This window comes from Pedobacter zeae, from assembly GCF_014196715.1.
Lineage (GTDB): Bacteria > Bacteroidota > Bacteroidia > Sphingobacteriales > Sphingobacteriaceae > Pedobacter > Pedobacter zeae.
Genome location: NZ_JACIEF010000003.1, coordinates 974,595 through 990,535, shown reverse-complemented (window position 1 = coordinate 990,535; position 15,941 = coordinate 974,595). Strand labels below are relative to the sequence as shown.

The 15,941-nt window shown below is 39.8% G+C and carries 15 protein-coding genes; 7 read left to right on the top strand and 8 right to left on the bottom strand.

The window, feature by feature from the left end; all coding sequences use genetic code 11:
• Positions 1 to 113 precede the first annotated feature (113 nt).
• The 3 genes from GGQ60_RS17315 to proB all read right to left on the bottom strand — a co-directional run bounded on the left by GGQ60_RS17315 (position 114) and on the right by proB (position 2,979).
• A complete protein-coding gene (locus GGQ60_RS17315) occupies positions 114 to 1,379 on the bottom strand; it encodes a glutamate-5-semialdehyde dehydrogenase (RefSeq protein WP_262891942.1) in 1,266 nt (421 codons plus the stop codon).
• A 66-nt stretch (positions 1,380 to 1,445) separates the two neighbouring features.
• The gene (locus GGQ60_RS17310) at positions 1,446 to 1,832 is read right to left on the bottom strand and encodes a hypothetical protein (RefSeq protein WP_183766693.1); all 387 of its coding nucleotides are present in this window, start codon (positions 1,830 to 1,832) and stop codon (positions 1,446 to 1,448) included.
• 67 nt (positions 1,833 to 1,899) lie between these two features.
• Entirely contained in the window at positions 1,900 to 2,979 is a 1,080-nt protein-coding gene (gene proB, locus GGQ60_RS17305; protein WP_183766691.1) for a glutamate 5-kinase, read from the bottom strand.
• A gap of 316 nt (positions 2,980 to 3,295) precedes the next feature.
• On the opposite strand from proB, the gene GGQ60_RS17300 reads away from it, so the two are divergent.
• The 4 genes from GGQ60_RS17300 to def all read left to right on the top strand — a co-directional run bounded on the left by GGQ60_RS17300 (position 3,296) and on the right by def (position 7,958).
• Positions 3,296 to 5,446 (top strand): S9 family peptidase, encoded by a 2,151-nt coding sequence (locus GGQ60_RS17300; RefSeq protein WP_183766690.1) that lies wholly within the window; start codon positions 3,296 to 3,298, stop codon positions 5,444 to 5,446.
• 96 nt (positions 5,447 to 5,542) lie between these two features.
• Positions 5,543 to 5,995, top strand: coding sequence for a hypothetical protein (locus tag GGQ60_RS17295; RefSeq protein ID WP_183766688.1), 453 nt, complete (start codon positions 5,543 to 5,545; stop codon positions 5,993 to 5,995).
• 26 nt (positions 5,996 to 6,021) lie between these two features.
• A complete protein-coding gene (locus GGQ60_RS17290; protein WP_183766686.1) occupies positions 6,022 to 7,254 on the top strand; it encodes a M16 family metallopeptidase in 1,233 nt (410 codons plus the stop codon).
• Positions 7,255 to 7,397: 143 nt separating this feature from the next.
• On the top strand, positions 7,398 to 7,958 hold the full coding sequence (gene def, locus GGQ60_RS17285) for a peptide deformylase (protein WP_183766684.1): 561 nt from the start codon (positions 7,398 to 7,400) through the stop codon (positions 7,956 to 7,958).
• Positions 7,959 to 8,164: 206 nt separating this feature from the next.
• Here def and GGQ60_RS17280 read toward each other — a convergent pair whose 3' ends face one another.
• The 4 genes from GGQ60_RS17280 to GGQ60_RS17265 form a co-directional block, all read right to left on the bottom strand.
• Positions 8,165 to 8,479, bottom strand: a complete 315-nt coding sequence (locus tag GGQ60_RS17280) for a hypothetical protein (RefSeq protein WP_183766682.1) — start codon at positions 8,477 to 8,479, stop codon at positions 8,165 to 8,167.
• Positions 8,480 to 8,748: 269 nt separating this feature from the next.
• Positions 8,749 to 9,387 carry a peptidase associated/transthyretin-like domain-containing protein gene (locus GGQ60_RS17275; protein ID WP_183766680.1) on the bottom strand — a complete coding sequence of 213 codons (639 nt, stop codon included), beginning with the start codon at positions 9,385 to 9,387 and terminating at the stop codon, positions 8,749 to 8,751.
• A 53-nt stretch (positions 9,388 to 9,440) separates the two neighbouring features.
• On the bottom strand, positions 9,441 to 9,686 hold the full coding sequence (locus tag GGQ60_RS17270; protein WP_025141622.1) for a NifU family protein: 246 nt from the start codon (positions 9,684 to 9,686) through the stop codon (positions 9,441 to 9,443).
• 35 nt (positions 9,687 to 9,721) lie between these two features.
• Positions 9,722 to 10,798: an Mrp/NBP35 family ATP-binding protein gene (locus GGQ60_RS17265; RefSeq protein ID WP_183766678.1), complete on the bottom strand. Its 1,077-nt coding sequence runs from the start codon at positions 10,796 to 10,798 to the stop codon at positions 9,722 to 9,724.
• 131 nt (positions 10,799 to 10,929) lie between these two features.
• Between GGQ60_RS17265 and GGQ60_RS17260 the strand changes: the two genes are divergently transcribed.
• The 3 genes from GGQ60_RS17260 (at position 10,930) to GGQ60_RS17250 (ending at position 14,423) form a co-directional block, all read left to right on the top strand.
• Positions 10,930 to 13,095, top strand: a complete 2,166-nt coding sequence (locus tag GGQ60_RS17260) for a transglycosylase domain-containing protein (protein WP_183766676.1) — start codon at positions 10,930 to 10,932, stop codon at positions 13,093 to 13,095.
• A 70-nt stretch (positions 13,096 to 13,165) separates the two neighbouring features.
• A complete protein-coding gene (hpt, locus tag GGQ60_RS17255) occupies positions 13,166 to 13,708 on the top strand; it encodes a hypoxanthine phosphoribosyltransferase (RefSeq protein WP_183766674.1) in 543 nt (180 codons plus the stop codon).
• 55 nt (positions 13,709 to 13,763) lie between these two features.
• Positions 13,764 to 14,423, top strand: a complete 660-nt coding sequence (locus tag GGQ60_RS17250) for a phosphatidylserine decarboxylase family protein (RefSeq protein ID WP_108197006.1) — start codon at positions 13,764 to 13,766, stop codon at positions 14,421 to 14,423.
• 294 nt (positions 14,424 to 14,717) lie between these two features.
• Here the strand turns inward: GGQ60_RS17250 and GGQ60_RS17245 are convergent, their stop codons facing one another.
• Positions 14,718 to 15,893, bottom strand: coding sequence for a mechanosensitive ion channel family protein (locus tag GGQ60_RS17245; protein ID WP_183766672.1), 1,176 nt, complete (start codon positions 15,891 to 15,893; stop codon positions 14,718 to 14,720).
• Between the last annotated feature and the right edge of the window lie 48 nt (positions 15,894 to 15,941).

Genomic DNA, 15,941 nt, shown 5'->3' with positions numbered 1-15,941 from the left:
TAAGCCATCAACCATGATCTATTAAACCATCAACAAAAAAGATACAAGAAGTAGCTATTGATTCTTAGCTTATTATTCATCCTCGCCCATTATACATCTTACATCAACCATCATTATCCCCTTACTTGCCCGTCGCCTCTTACCACCCATTTATAACTGGTCAATTCGTCCAGGCCCATTGGCCCACGGGCGTGAAGTTTTTGTGTACTAATACCTATTTCGGCACCAAGGCCAAACTGCGCGCCATCGGTAAAACCTGTAGAAGCATTGGCATATACCGCAGCAGCATCTACCTCATTTAGAAACTGAGCGATATTATCGGCATTTTCAGAAATAATAGCCTCACTGTGTTTCGAGCTATAATGTGCAATATGATTCAATGCGCCTGCTAAATTATCAACCACTTTAACAGCCAGTTTTAGCGATAAGAACTCTGTTCCGAAATGCTCTGAAGTAGCCTGGTTTAATAAGTGAGCGGGATAAGATGATTTTAATACTTCAAAGCTCTTTTCATCTGCATATAACTCTACATTTCCATCAGCTAAAGGAGATAAAAGTTCAGGCAGATCATACAGCCTGTTTTCGTTAACCAGCACACAATCTAAAGCATTGCAAACGCTTACCCTCCTGGTCTTTGCATTAAAAATAATCGATTTACCTTTCTCTAAATCGCCTGATTCGTCAAAATAAGTATGCACAATGCCCGCACCAGTTTCGATTACAGGTATCTTACTGTTTTCGCGTACATAGTTGATCAACGATTGACTTCCCCTTGGGATCAGCACATCAACAAATCCGCGCGCATTTAATAAAGCTTCTGTTGCAGCTCTTTCAGCAGGCAATAAGGTTAAAACATCCCGGTTAATTTTATAGCGATCCAATACCTGGTGTATTACTCTTGCAACGGCCAGATTAGAAAATTCGGCATCGCTACCTCCTTTTAGTACCGCTACATTCCCTGTTTTAAAACAGAGTGAAAATACATCGGCAGTTACATTTGGCCTTGCCTCATATATTACCCCAACAACACCTAAGGGCACACTCACCTTCTGTATATGCAGCTGATTATCCAGCGTTTTATCAGAAATAATTTTCCCCAATGGACTGTTTAAACCCGCTACATTAACAAGATCGTTTGCAATATCGGCAATACGTGCTGTACTAAGCTTCAGCCTGTCGTATTTGGGGTCTTCGACGGGCATTTTAGCCAAATCTTTAGCGTTTTCAGAAAGAATTTCGGCCGCATTTGCTACCAAAGCTTCAGCCAGATCGGTCAGCACTGCATCCGTTGTTTCTTTGCTTAGGCTAACCAAGGTACGGCTTGCCTGCTTTGCCATTTCGAAGTATTGTTTGTAATTCATTGTTTTCTTTTTTACCACAGAGGTCACGGAGTTTTCACAGAGAAAACAAAAATTTATTGCCTTCTATGGACTTAAATCCGGTGTCTAAATTTTATTAATCTTATCCAATATATGCTCTGGGACGCCGGGTTCAGATTTTTCTGCTATTCTCTTATTCCCCTTCCAAGTATCAATAAAATCCCAGTACACCACTAATTCTGGTCCATCTATAAAGTCCATCCATCCATCAGCCAATAAATTATCGTTTTTATCAAAAACTAAAATTCCAGAATAATTTTCAAAATAGCTACCTAAATATTCTCCATCATGACCTTCAATACAGGAGTTAGACCAATCAAATTTTAGGTCGGTGTCATCTATCCCATAAAATCTTAAATCCTCAATAAGCTGAGATTCTACAACTTTTCTTAGTTCTGCACTCATTGGACTGGAAAGTCCATAATCGCTATAATTTGGTCTAATCGTATTCATTTTGTATTAGATATCTAGGTAACCCTTTACGATATATATTTTGGTCTTTCCGCTTTAACCCTTCAGCTTAAATCGCCGAGTAAAAATAATCGTAATGCACCAGGGCTTTTTGCTTTTTCAGCCCAATGCGCTCCCTGGCCTTATCCGATCCGTATTCTGCAATTCCCAAGCCGATTAATTGATCCTGTTCGTCTACAATCTTAATAATGTCGCCTTTTAAAAAGTCGGCCTTGATTTCAATAACCCCTACAGGCAATAAACTGGTGGCTTTGCCTGAGGTTAATACAGCTTTAGCGCGTTCATTCAGCTTTACTACACCGGTTGCGGCGGTTTCTGAATGGGCAATCCATTTTTTCTTGCCCGATTTACTTTTTTCCGGTACAAAACGGGTGTGTACCAGATCATTATTTAACAAAGAAATCAGTACATCATCTTTGGTTCCATTAGCGATATGTACAGAAATGCCCAATTTAGCCACCTTTTGAGCCATGGTTGATTTGGTAATCATTCCGCCACGACCAAATTGCGATTTCCCGGTTTGGATAAAGGAGGCCAGGTTCGCAACAGAACCGTTAATTTCGCGGATCACTTCCGAACCTTCAATTTTCGGGTCGCCGTTGTAAATGCCATTTACATTCGATAAAATAATCAGGGCATCGGCATCCAGCATCGAGGCAATTAATCCGGCCAGTTCATCGTTATCAGTAAACATCAGTTCGGTTACTGAAACCACATCATTTTCATTTACTACCGGGATTACCCCGTTCTGCAGCAAAATCTGCAGGCAGTTTTTCATGTTCAGGTAATGTGCCCGGTCACGGAAATCTTCTTTTGTAACCAGAACCTGCGCACATTGTATGCCATGCCCCTCAAAGAAATTGGAGTAGGTGTTAATCAGCTTTACCTGCCCGATGGCTGCCAAAAGTTGGCGGGTAGTTACCGCATCTTGTTTATCCGATACCTTAATCAAACTTCTGCCCGATGCTACTGCTCCTGAAGAAACCAGAATAACCTCAATACCCTGCTTTTTAATCTCGGCCAATTGATTTACAAGGTGTTTAACCCTTGCTTCATCAGGAAAACCATTTGCTTGTGTAATTACGTTTGAACCAACTTTAACAACTATTTTTTTATAACCAATTTTCATTATTACCTTGAGGGAGTTTTGAATGCGGCAATTTAACATCAATTTTTCTAATTTGGATAATTATCTATAGGCTTGATGGATTTTTGCCAAAATGATAATTAGCTTGTGGTGAGCATTTGGCATCGATGAACCTCCATAGCACTAATGGAGCGATGCCTATTGAACTAATGAACTATTTCATAAGTCCGGAGTCAGAGGACCGGGGTTAGAAGTGTTAGTTGCCCAGAACAATTAACCACCATGTACTAATAAACCAATGACCATTGAACTAATGAACTATTTCATTAAATTGCGGTTGAACCTAAATCAACCCGCTATGAAGTATCTCTTACCCGCTCTAATTATCCTCAGCACAATTATAGCTTGCAATAACCCACAAAAAAAAGAAATGAAACCGATAAAATGGCCTAATGCAAAAGCACCAATAGCAGAAATTATTCCTCACCGGAGAGTTATCCATGGCGATACCGTGGTCGACAATTATTACTGGATGATCGATTATTTTAAAAAAGGCCCCGACAGTACAAAAGTTGTGAATTATCTGAAAGCCGAAAATGCTTATCTCGATACCATGATGAAAAGTACCGATAAGTTTCAGTCCGATCTGTTTAAAGAAATGAAAGGCCGGATTAAAGAAAAAGACGAATCGGTTCCGGTTTTTAAAAACGGTTACTATTACTATAGCCGCACAGAAGATGGGCAGCAATACTTTAAATATTGCCGTAAAAAAGGAAGTTTATCAGCGCCTGAAGAAATCTTATTGGATGTAGATCAATTGGCAAAAGGACATGCTTATTATAGCGCAACCGGATTTAGTATCAGCCCCGATAATAAGCTGCTGGCCTACGGAGTGGATATGGTTTCGCGTCGCCAGTATACCATCCAGGTAAAAAACTTAGAAACAGGGGAGACTTTAAAAGATGCCATTACCAATACACAGGGGGCAGTGGCCTGGGCTAACGATAATAAAACGTTCTTTTATACCTCCAAAAATCCGGTTACTTTATTAAGCGAAAAAATAAAGAAACACGTGCTGGGTGCCGATGCCAAAAGTGATGCGGTGGTTTACGATGAAAAAGATAATACCAATTACATTGGTGTAGGAAAATCGAAAAACGACCGGTACATTTTTATCGCCTCACAGGGAACACTCACCTCAGAATATAAAATAATCGATGCAGACCATCCCGAAAGTCCATTTAAAGTTTTTGCGGCCCGTACCAAAGATGTATTGTATGATGTAATACCAGTTGATGGCAAATTTTTGATCCTCACCAACTGGAACGCCAAGAATTTCCGTCTGATGCAGTGCCCTTTGGATAAAACCGAAAAAGAAAACTGGATAGAGGTGGTGCCGCACCGTGCAAACGTTTTGTTGGAAAGTGTAGAAGAGTTTAAAGATTATACGGTTTTATCAGAACGTAAAAATGGTTTAACAGAGCTGCGTGTATTGAAAAACGATGGTAGTGATTATTACATTAAATTTGATGAGCCTGTTTATGATGCCGGCGTTGGTGCCAATCCTGAATATAACAGCACCACATTGCGCTATACTTATACCTCATTAACCACCCCAAGTTCTACCTACGATTACGACCTGGTAAAACAAGAGCAGAAACTGATGAAACAACAGGAGGTTTTAGGCGGGTACAATGCCAAAGATTATGTAACAGAGCGTGTTTTTGCTACCGCTAAAGACGGCACCAAAGTACCCATTGCCCTGGTGTACAAAAAAGGTTTTAAAAAGGATGGACAATCGCCTTTATTGCTATATGGCTATGGTTCTTATGGCGCAAATTCGGATGTATATTTCTCTTCACCCCGTTTAAGTTTATTAAACAGGGGATTTGTTTTCGCCATCGCCAATATCCGCGGCGGACAGGAAATGGGCCGTCAATGGTATGAAGATGGAAAGCTGATGAAAAAGAAAAACACCTTCACCGATTTTATTGCAGCAGGAGAGTACCTGATTGATCAGAAATACACTTCAAAAGGGCATTTATATGCACATGGTGGCAGCGCCGGTGGTTTATTGATGGGAGCAATAATAAACATCGCCCCTGATTTATGGAACGGTGTCATTGCCGATGTTCCTTTTGTAGATGTGGTAAACACCATGCTGGATGAAAGCATCCCTTTAACAACAAACGAGTTTGATGAGTGGGGAAACCCGAAACAAAAAGCGGCTTACAATTACATGAAAAGCTATTCGCCTTATGAAAATATAGAGAAAAAAGCTTATCCGAATATACTGGTTACCACCGGATTGCACGATAGCCAGGTGCAGTATTTCGAACCGGCAAAATGGGTGGCCAAATTAAGGGCAACCAAAACCGATAAAAATGTGCTGCTGCTTAAAACCAACATGGAATTTGGCCATGGGGGTGCCTCAGGCCGATTCGATTACCTCAAAGATGTTTCGTTAAGATGGGCATTTTTGTTTGCGCTGGAGGGGATCGATAAGTAGCTTTTTTATTTATACTGTCATGCAGAGCCTGTCGAAGAACTTTCCGATAATGTTTCGACAGGCTCACCTGACACTTTTATTAACATCATATTCAGCATGAACACCAAACTAAAAACACTCCAGATTATCCACCTTGCACTATGCTCGGGCGTTTTCCTATTTGCATTGGTAACGGTTTTCCTTAACCGCGAAACCATGTTCTTTGATGCCAATCCGCAAACTACTGCGCCTTTTAATCCAATATTTCCGATTATGGGGCTGATTACGATATCTGCAAGCATCTTCTTTTTCAGGAATTTAATTGCTAAAATCGACAAATCTGCCGCAGCCGACGCCAAGATCAATATGTATCAAAGTGCCTTTATCATCAGTTCGGCGCTTTTAGAAGGAGGGGCACTTTTTAATATTGTAGGCTTTTTCATGACACGTAATTCCTTCTTTTTGATTTTTGGTCTTGCTAATTTTGTCTTTTTAGTCTTAAAAAGGCCAACCAAAGATAAATTGATTTCCGCCTTACAATTGCAATACCCCGATACAGAGGCTTTGTAAGCAATTAGCCTTATCTTTGCCCCTCAATGGAATACAATGTTCATACCCTGCCAAACGGCATACGCTTACTGCATGTGCCTTCGGCTTCAGCCATATCGCACGCTTGCATCATTATTAATACCGGATCGCGCGACGAACCCGTGAATAAAGCCGGCCTGGCACATTTTATCGAACATTTAATTTTTAAACGTACCGAAAAACGCAGTACCCACCAGATTTTAAACCGTTTGGAAAGTGTTGGGGCCGACTTAAACGCCTACACCACAAAAGAATATACTTGTGTTCATGCCTCTTTTTTAAATCCATATCTCGACCGGACATTAGACCTGTTTAACGATATCGTATTCCATTCTACTTTTCCTGAAGAAGAAATGGAGAAGGAAAAAAGTGTAATTCTGGATGAAATTTCTTCTTATCTCGATCAGCCGGAAGAAGCAATAAACGACGATTTCGAAGATATGCTTTTCGCCGGGCATCCGCTTGGTAATAATATCCTGGGTACTACAGATTCTGTTCAGGCTTTTACCCGCGAAGATGTGATCAATTTCAGGAAAGCAAATTATCGCACAGATGAAATTGTAGTTGCTGTTTTGGGAAATTATACATTAAACAGCATCATCAACAAAGGGAGCAAACATTTTGCCGATGTTGAGGCCAACAACCCGCAGAAAAACCGGATTAAACCCCTTATTCTTGCACCAAGCAATACCACCATTTATAAACCGATTATGCAGGCGCACTGCATTTTGGGTTCGCAGGCTTATTCCACTCATCAGCCACAGAAGGCGGCATTGATGCTGCTCAACAATTATTTTGGCGGTAATGGCATGAGCTCTGTTTTAAACCTGCAGATCAGGGAAAAATACGGCATCGCCTATACCATCGAATCAAATTTTTCTCCCCTAAGCGATACAGGCATTTTTACCATTTATTTCGGAACAGATAAGGAAAAACAGGCCAGGGCACTCGCTTTAATCTTTAAAGAGATTAAAAAACTCAGGGAAAAACCGCTGAATGAACTGCAATTACAAAAGGCCAAGAACAAATTTATCGGGCAAATTGCCTTAAGCGAAGAGAACCGTATCGGTTTAATTATTTCGATGGCCAAAAGCCTGATCGATCATGATAAAATAGATTCTTTAAATACCGTTTTTGAAAAGATTAATGCGGTTACGCCACTTCAAATGGCCGACGTAGTTAATGAAGTGCTCGATGTTGAACAATTGAATCTCTTTACATTCTGTCCAATAGAGGAATAATTGCTATTTTTGTAGTTTAAATTTTGGTTGGTCTTCCTAAGCCTGTCAAAGGGCTGAACAATGGGGTCTTCGACAGGCTCTGGCAGACACCACTTTGCAACAATTAATGAGCTCAGACCCAGGTCTGAAAAAAATACAATACAATGAAATTACCCATAGTAGCTTACGGAGATCCTGTTTTAAAAAAGGTAGGAACTGAAATTGATAAAGATTATCCCGAATTAAATCAATTAATCAGCGATATGTTCGACACCATGTACAATGCCAGTGGTGTCGGTTTGGCAGCCCCCCAAATTGGCTTACCCATCCGCTTATTTATTGTTGATACCGGTGAAGATGAAGACGGAAATCCTGGTTATAAAAAAGTATTCATCAATGCCGAAATTTTGGAAGAAAGCGGCGAGCCATGGTCTTTTAATGAAGGTTGTTTAAGTATCCCCGATATCCGCGAAAACATCATGCGTAAACCGAACATCAAGATTACCTATTTCGATGAAAACTGGGTAAAGCATACCGATGATGTTGATGGAATGCCTGCGCGGGTAATCCAGCACGAATATGACCATATTGAAGGCAAATTATTTACAGATAAGGTAAGTGTACTACGCAAAACTATGCTAAAAAGCAAGTTGGATGCGATTTCGAAAGGAAATATCAGAACCGATTACAAAATGAAGTTTCCAAATAAGAGCAAGAAAAGATAGGTTTTGATGTAAGATGTATGAGGGAAAATGGAAACGTTTTCCCTTTTTTTATTACAAAAATACTCCACGCATCACCATCCCAAAGACTCGTCATCGAGCGAAGTGCAACGTAGTCGAGAACCACGGAGTGCTCAGCGAAGCTAAATCTATCTCGAGGCAGACCTCTCCATTCCACTGTGTTTCGGCAGAAATGACGAAACTTTCTATTATAACTCAACCTTAAAAACTGCTTTTAAATCTCTCCGGCACTCTTCACAATCAGATTTGAAGCCAGAAGAAGTTATTAAATAGCAAAATCCAAGCATGCCCAATGCGACTAATGAACCAAACGCCAGATTCAGCTCCTGTTTCTTTATCGCTCCAAAAAGAAATATAAGGCAAAAAAGTGTAGCGAATGAACTCCAAAGCACTAAAAATCCTTTAACAAGAGGCATTAAACCTAATTCGACATTTATTTTACAACCATCATCCTCCACAAAGATTTCTCCGGAAATATCTGCCTGAAAAGAATTTCTGTACAATAAATTCCTCTTGATATTAAATCTGGAACCATAGATATATCCCTTAAAAGGGATTTCGTTGGGATTTCGGGGACGAAACGTAGCGTAAGTTTTTGATCTTTTGTTAGTGCCTTCGATAAATTATCCAAGGCTTCACTGGCCGAAATATCCGAATGATTAAGAGGGGAAAAAATTCATGTATCATATTATAAGGATCCTGAAATAAATTCAGGATGACGATTGAAAGCGGTTAGCAACCAAGACTATGACTGCGAACTTAAGAGTGCAGACTAATTATTACCCCTGCTTTTGTCTCCATCGAAGATCTGCTGCATCAGCTTGCCCCAGGCAAAAGGATTGAGTAGCGGATTGGTTTGAACCATATTCTTATTAATCATCCTGTCGAAATTATAGCGGTAATTCTGGCTGCCAATTTCCTGTCCGTCGCGTGGAAGTGTTTGGATCAACCCATCAATTGATGATCGCGAAAGGTTCTTTTTGGCAATTGCCATATCGTCATCTGCCAGTTTCATTGATAAAAACTCGCGGGTAAACTCTTCTGTGGTAGCCCATGGAAAAACACGTACCGACGGTAAATCGATCACATTTGCTTTCAATTTAACCATAATAGTGTATTTACTATCAGGTGTACTTTGCGGTATTACGGTTGAAAACTTTTTGTACCCGATGGCAGTAAAGAGGATGGTATCGCCAGGGTTAACAATAAAGGTAAAATATCCCCTGTAATCGGCACCAACTCTTTTACTCTTCGCCGAAAGATTGGTGATGGTTACGTAGGGTATTACGTTCGAACTATCGATATCGGTAATAATCCCTGAAAATTGGATAAGTTTATCCTGTGCCGGCTTTTGTTGCGCAAAAGCGGTTATGGAAAAAACTAGACAAATCAGGGTAATACAATATCTCATTAAGACAAAAGTAATTTTTAAAATAAAACTTTCTAGTTAAATAGTGTTAAAGCTTACTCTTGCTCTGCCATATTTACGGCAACAACCGAAGTGATCTGTGGAACAGCTTTCATAATTGCCTGTTCGATACCAGATTTCATGGTCATGAAACTCATCGGGCAAGAGCCACAATTGCCCAAAAGTTTAAGTTTTACCGTTCCTTCGGATGTAATTTCTTCAACAGAAACATCACCTCCATCAGCCTTTAAATATGGCCTGATGGTTTCCAATGCCTGTTCTACTTGTTCTGTTAAATTCATTATATGTTTTTTAAGGTTATAAAAATAGTAATTTTTTAGCAATTCACCATTTGCGCATTGTTAATGGAGATTTGCTGTGCAATCTTGCTGGCAATATCGCCAAATATGCCATCCAACAAAGGATTTTGGTTCAGGGCTACCGGTTTTCCGTTATCACCGGCCTCCGAGATGCTCTGTATAATCGGGATTTCGCCCAAAAACGGTACGTCAAAACGTGCAGCAAGCTCTGTTCCACCACCTTTTCCGAAAATATAATATTTATTTTCAGGTAATTCTGCAGGCGTAAAATACGACATGTTTTCAATGACACCCAAAATCGGGATATTAATCCCGGGCATTCTGAACATTGCAAGGCCTTTATGGGTATCGGCCAAAGCGACCTGCTGTGGTGTGGTTACTACAACAGCCCCGGAAACCGGGAAACTCTGCGTAATGGTAATATGTATATCGCCTGTTCCAGGGGGAAGATCGACAATTAAATAGTCAAGTTCTCCCCAATTAGTATCGTTAAAAAGTTGTTTAACCGCGTTAGATGCCATCGGACCACGCCATGGCACTGGTTGGCCAGGGTCGGCAAAAAAGCCTAGCGACAATAATTTAATCCCATATTTTTCGATGGGTAAAATTTTGGTTTTCCCATCTGCAGTTTCTTCAGCGCCAGGTTTTGCATCAACTAAATCGAACATGGTAGGCACCGATGGGCCATAAATGTCGGCATCAATAAGGCCAACTTTAGCGCCATCCTTAGCCAATACAACGGCTAAATTGCTCGATACAGTAGATTTACCTACGCCCCCTTTTCCAGATGAAACCAAAATGATGTTTTTGATGTTATCTAGTGAAGATGAATTGGCCGGCTGGGTAACCCGTGACGTTACATTGATGGCTACTTCTGCCGTTGGCGATACAAAATGTTTGATGGCATTTGTACAGGCATTTTTCAGCATATCCTTCATCGGGCATGCCGGTGTAGTAAGCTCTAACGTAAAATTGACCTGGTTATCTGCTATCTGTAAATCCTTAATCATGTTTAAGGTTACCAGGTCTTTTTTAAGATCGGGATCCTCTACATTTTTAAGCGCATCTAAAACTTGTTGCGGGCTAATCTGCATTGTATTAATTTAAACTCAAAATTAACAAAACATAGCCATAAATACTTTTATTTAGCCTTTTAAACTGTAATTTTAACACGAAATAAACATTTAATTGTTACGTTTAAGCAATTAACCATTTTAACGACTATATGCGAATACCAAAAATTAAGATCCCCAAAAAATATTTAAAAATCGGAGCCTGGGTTTTAGGTGTTTTTTTAGTTGTTTGTATGGCATTAGGGGCTGTAGCTTATAGCAAAAGAGAAGCACTCCTCAAAAAAATGGTAGCCAAGGCAATTGCCAAGGCCAACAAAGATTACGGACTGCAAGTTAAAATTGGATCTGCTGGATTTACCGGCCTAAGCACCGTAAAAATGACTAAAATCTCGGTGGTTCCAAAAGAGCGCGATACCCTTTCAAACATCAACGAATTGAGCGTAAGCGTAAAGCTTTTTCCACTTATTTTTGGCAATGTAAAACTTTCTGAAGTTAAACTCAAAGAAGGTTTTGTCAGTGTAGTGCTTAAAGATTCGACCACCAATATCGATTTTATTTTAAAAAGAAAGAAAAAAGACAGTACCGAAACAAAAGGGAAAGTTAATTTATCAGAAATAGCGAGTAACATCTTAAACCAGGTTTTATACAAAATACCTGACGATATGGATATGCAGAACATGGTTTTTAAGCTGAATGATCATGATACCGCAAAATTGAGCTTTTCTACCATGGCCACCATTAATGATGGCGACCTTAAATCGGCCATAAGTGTAAACAATGGCGAATCTACCTGGCATGTGGATGGCTATGTAAACCCCGGAAGCAAAGAATTACGTTTTACGGCCTATGCTGACGGCAAAAAACTCGAGTTGCCCTACCTGAACAATAAACTCCACGCAAAAATCTGTTTCGATACCCTGCAAACAGAGCTTAAAAATGCAAAGTACAGTGGCGACGACTATAAAATATCGGGCTCTTGGTCGGTAAAAAATATGCTCATTAATCAACCGCGTATTGCTTCAAACGACATTATTGTACAAAGTGCAAAACTGGATGCCGATATCCTCGTCGGGCCAAATTATATTGCGCTCGACAGTTCATCAACTGCTTATTTAAAAAATGCACAGATACATCCTTTCATTAAATATACCTTAGGTAAAAATAAGATATACGAATTAAAATTAAATGCCGAAGAACAGGATGCCCAAAGCATTTTAGATGCCTTTCCGCAAGGCCTGTTCGAATCGTTGGAAGGGTTAAAAGTACAGGGTAAGGTTAAATACAACCTCCGGTTTTACCTGGATACCAAAGTACCCGATAGCGTACGTTTCAACTCTACATTAACATCGGTTAATTTTAAAATTGTGCAGTGGGGCAAAACCAACCTACAAAAAATAAACAGCACCTTCATATACACACCGTACGAGTATGGTAAACCGATGCGCGATATTACCATTGGCCCATCCAACCCGAATTTTACGCCTTTATCAGCCATTTCCAAAAATTTCATCAATGCTGTGTTAACCGCAGAAGACCCTTCTTTTTTTACACACAATGGTTTTGTAGAAGAATCGATCCGTAAATCTATTGCAGTAAACTTTAAGGAAAAGAAATTTAAACGTGGCGGCAGTACCATCAGCATGCAACTGGTTAAAAACGTGTATTTAAGCCGTCAGAAAACTTTGGCCCGTAAAGCAGAGGAGATTTTGATTGTTTGGTTAATCGAACATAACCACCTGATCAGCAAACAGCGCATGCTGGAAGTATATTTCAACATTATGGAACTTGGCCAGAACATTTATGGGATAGGAGAGGCATCAAGGTATTATTTCGGAAAACAACCTGCTGATCTAACGATCGGAGATGGATTGTTCCTGGCCAGTATAGTACCTAAGCCTAAAGCATCGATGTATAAGTTCATGGCTGATGGTAGCCTGAAACCCTACATGTTCAACTACTTCAGGTTCATGGGAAATATTATGGCGAGGAAAGGTTTAATTGCCAGTGATACTTCCGGGTATGGTTTTTACAATGTACGCCTAAGAGAAGGGCTACGCCGGTATTTAGCACCAGATACCGCCGTTGTTGATACGACAGCCTTCGATGACGATGGCGATGGTTTGCCGGTTGTAATTGTACAAGACAAAAATAAAAGCTTTTTTGAGCGCCTTTTTGGTGGCAGATCTAAAAAAGACACCACCACAAATAAACAACCGGCCAGCCAGCCTGATACCACTAAAACCAAAAAACAACTAAGACAGGAGCGCAGGGAAGAACGCAGGCGACAGAGGGAACTGGAGAAAAGCCTGCAGCAGTAGCCGACTTTCAGTTTGCAATTGGCGGTTAGCAGCTTACAACCCCAACATTAAAACCATATTCAATAGCAACATGCATAAAATAAAAGTAGAGGATAAAGAGTTCGAGATATTTTTAGAAAACGACACTTTAAACAAGCGGATCCGTTTGCTGGGTATCCAGATGAATGTTGATTATGAGGAAAAATGCCCATTATTTATTGGGGTATTAAATGGCAGCTTTTTATTTATGGCCGATCTGATCAAAGAAATCAACGTTCCGTGCGAAGTTACTTTCATGCGTGTAGCTTCTTACGAAGGAACATCAAGTTCGGGCAAAGTGAAAGAACTGATCGGCCTTCCTGCAAATATTGAAGGAAGGGATATTATCATTGTAGAGGACATTGTGGATACCGGACTTACCCTAACCCATATTTTAAAAACGATTAAAGAAAAAAAACCGGCATCAATCAGGGTTGCTTCGCTCTTGCTAAAACCAAGCGCCCTGAAGCATGAAATTGAAGAGCTGGAATATGTTGGTTTTGAAATACCGAACGAATTTGTAGTGGGTTATGGATTAGATTATAATGGTCTTGGTAGAAACCTGACCGATATTTACAGAGCAACGGGCGCATAATTTTTAAATTGGATTAATTTATTTTTCGCACCTTTGCCCAATAATTTTAAACACAATGACCATACACAAAGAAGGTTACACCACCATTGCCTTAAGCATATTGTTTATTTTCGTTATCAACGCTGTTGTTGATTATAAATATCACGACATCACCTGGTTACGCTGGTTTATTTATATTTTTTCTGCCGCATTATTCATCATTGTACTGCAGTTTTTCCGCAACCCAAGCCGCAGCTTCTCTTCAGGAGAAAACCTGGTGATCTGCCCTGCAGATGGTAAAGTTGTGGTAATTGAAGAAACCGAAGAAGGCGAATATTTTAAAGATAAACGCTTACAGGTATCCATTTTCATGTCGCCAATAAACGTGCACATTAACCGTAACCCCATTTCAGGAGTAGTTAAATTTTTCAAATACCATCCTGGTAAATATCTTGCAGCATGGAACCCTAAATCATCTACCGAAAACGAACGTACAACCACCGTTGTAGAGCATAAAAACGGTACACCGGTACTATTCCGTCAAATTGCAGGCGCTCTGGCACGTAGGATTGTTTGGTACGTAAAAGAAGGCGACCAGGTAGTACAAACAGAACAGTTTGGCTTCATTAAATTTGGATCGAGAGTAGATGTTTTTCTTCCGGTAGGTACCAAGGTAAATGTAGAACTTAACCAGGTGGTAAAAGGCGGGATCACTACCTTGGCCACTTTAAGTTAAAAGAAAAATACAATTATAATAAAAGCCGATTTAGTTATACTAAGTCGGCTTTTTTATGATATATCAACCTAAGCTATATAATTAATTTATACAAACACCTGTATCTTTCAGCGACTTATACAATAATAATCGTCATGCTGAATTTATTTCAGCATCTTCCTTACAAAATAGACCCTGAAATAAATTCAGGGTGACAACTCTTCGCAAAAATCTCAATGGCATACCTCGGAAGATAGGGTATTAATCGAAACTCGTAAAGATAAATACCGCCAGAAGTCCTTCATGGAAATTGATCTAATCCGTAGTATCATTACCCACTTCTTTTTCGGAAGTATTGCTAGCGGGCCTGTCGCTGATCAAGCGTTGTGTCGGGTAGGCAAAATCTGATTTATTCCGGATCACAATATCCATAATCTCCAGGTTGATTTCCTGCCTGATTTTAAGGAAATCAGCATAATTAAGTATGGTTACAAAATAATTGATCTCAACGTTTAATCCCGAATCACCAAAGCTTTTAAAAGAAGCATTGCCATCGTCGCTGGTACCCTCGTGATCATTGATGTAACTTTCAATTTCGGTTATAATTTTTCTTAACGAATCAGAACTGGTTTCGTAAGTAAGTCCGATCACAAACGATACCTTACGTGAATTTCTTAACGAAAGATTTTCTAAAACACCGTCTATCATACCCCTATTCGGTAGGGTAGCCATGGTTTTTTCCGAAGTTCTGATCCTGGTACTCCTAAAACCTACCTTTTCTACTGTTCCCTCCACACCGTCAACTTTTACGAGGTCGCCAACAGTAAAAGGCTTGTCCAGAAAGATCGTAAAAGAGCCAATCAGGTTTTCTAAACTCTCCTTAGCCGCCAAAGCAATGGCAATACCGCCAATACCCAATCCGGTAATGAGCGTTAATACATTTACCTCGAAAACAAAACCTAAAAGGGTGAAAAAACCGATAAAAATGACGATCGTTTTAAACAACTCCTTTAAAAAGGGTACCAGCTGATCATCGGCCTTATTATCGGTAAGCGAAGCTTTATAGAGCAGCACGTGGCTAATGAAGTCGATTATTCTTAAAATAATCCAAAAGATTGATAGGATAATGCCAAATAGAAATATCCGGTCGACACAATCGCCTATAGTTACCGGTATCAACTCTTTAACCTTTCCGATTAATTTGCTGTAATGGAATACAGGCACCTCTAAGGGGTGTTTTAACTGGTTGATGGAAAGATAAAGGGTAGTTAGCAGGATAAAAACTTCAATGGGTTTTACCAATAAGGCAACGAAAGCATCGTTATGCGATTGATTGGAAAAGTTCCTGAAAAGCTTAAACAGTAACCTGCTTAACAGTTTAGAAACGATATTCTTAAAAACTAAGCCTAAAAAAAGTATGCCTCCGAAAAGGAAATAGGCTTTTACGGTATTGCCCCAAAATACTTGGTTGAAAAAAGCAGAATCTAACATTTAACAAAGGTACAAACAAAAAAACCTCCACGAAATTAATCGTGAAGG

Bases quoted from the DNA above. Each gene is read 5' to 3' on its own strand.
- GGQ60_RS17310 (WP_183766693.1), bottom strand. From the start codon at position 1,832: ATGAATACGATTAGACCAAATTATAGCGATTATGGACTTTCCAGTCCA.
- proB (WP_183766691.1), bottom strand. From the start codon at position 2,979: ATGAAAATTGGTTATAAAAAAATAGTTGTTAAAGTTGGTTCAAACGTA.
- GGQ60_RS17300 (WP_183766690.1), top strand. From the start codon at position 3,296: ATGAAGTATCTCTTACCCGCTCTAATTATCCTCAGCACAATTATAGCT.
- GGQ60_RS17295 (WP_183766688.1), top strand. From the start codon at position 5,543: ATGAACACCAAACTAAAAACACTCCAGATTATCCACCTTGCACTATGC.
- GGQ60_RS17290 (WP_183766686.1), top strand. From the start codon at position 6,022: ATGGAATACAATGTTCATACCCTGCCAAACGGCATACGCTTACTGCAT.
- def (WP_183766684.1), top strand. From the start codon at position 7,398: ATGAAATTACCCATAGTAGCTTACGGAGATCCTGTTTTAAAAAAGGTA.
- GGQ60_RS17275 (WP_183766680.1), bottom strand. From the start codon at position 9,387: ATGAGATATTGTATTACCCTGATTTGTCTAGTTTTTTCCATAACCGCT.
- GGQ60_RS17270 (WP_025141622.1), bottom strand. From the start codon at position 9,686: ATGAATTTAACAGAACAAGTAGAACAGGCATTGGAAACCATCAGGCCA.
- GGQ60_RS17265 (WP_183766678.1), bottom strand. From the start codon at position 10,798: ATGCAGATTAGCCCGCAACAAGTTTTAGATGCGCTTAAAAATGTAGAG.
- GGQ60_RS17260 (WP_183766676.1), top strand. From the start codon at position 10,930: ATGCGAATACCAAAAATTAAGATCCCCAAAAAATATTTAAAAATCGGA.
- hpt (WP_183766674.1), top strand. From the start codon at position 13,166: ATGCATAAAATAAAAGTAGAGGATAAAGAGTTCGAGATATTTTTAGAA.
- GGQ60_RS17250 (WP_108197006.1), top strand. From the start codon at position 13,764: ATGACCATACACAAAGAAGGTTACACCACCATTGCCTTAAGCATATTG.
- GGQ60_RS17245 (WP_183766672.1), bottom strand. From the start codon at position 15,893: ATGTTAGATTCTGCTTTTTTCAACCAAGTATTTTGGGGCAATACCGTA.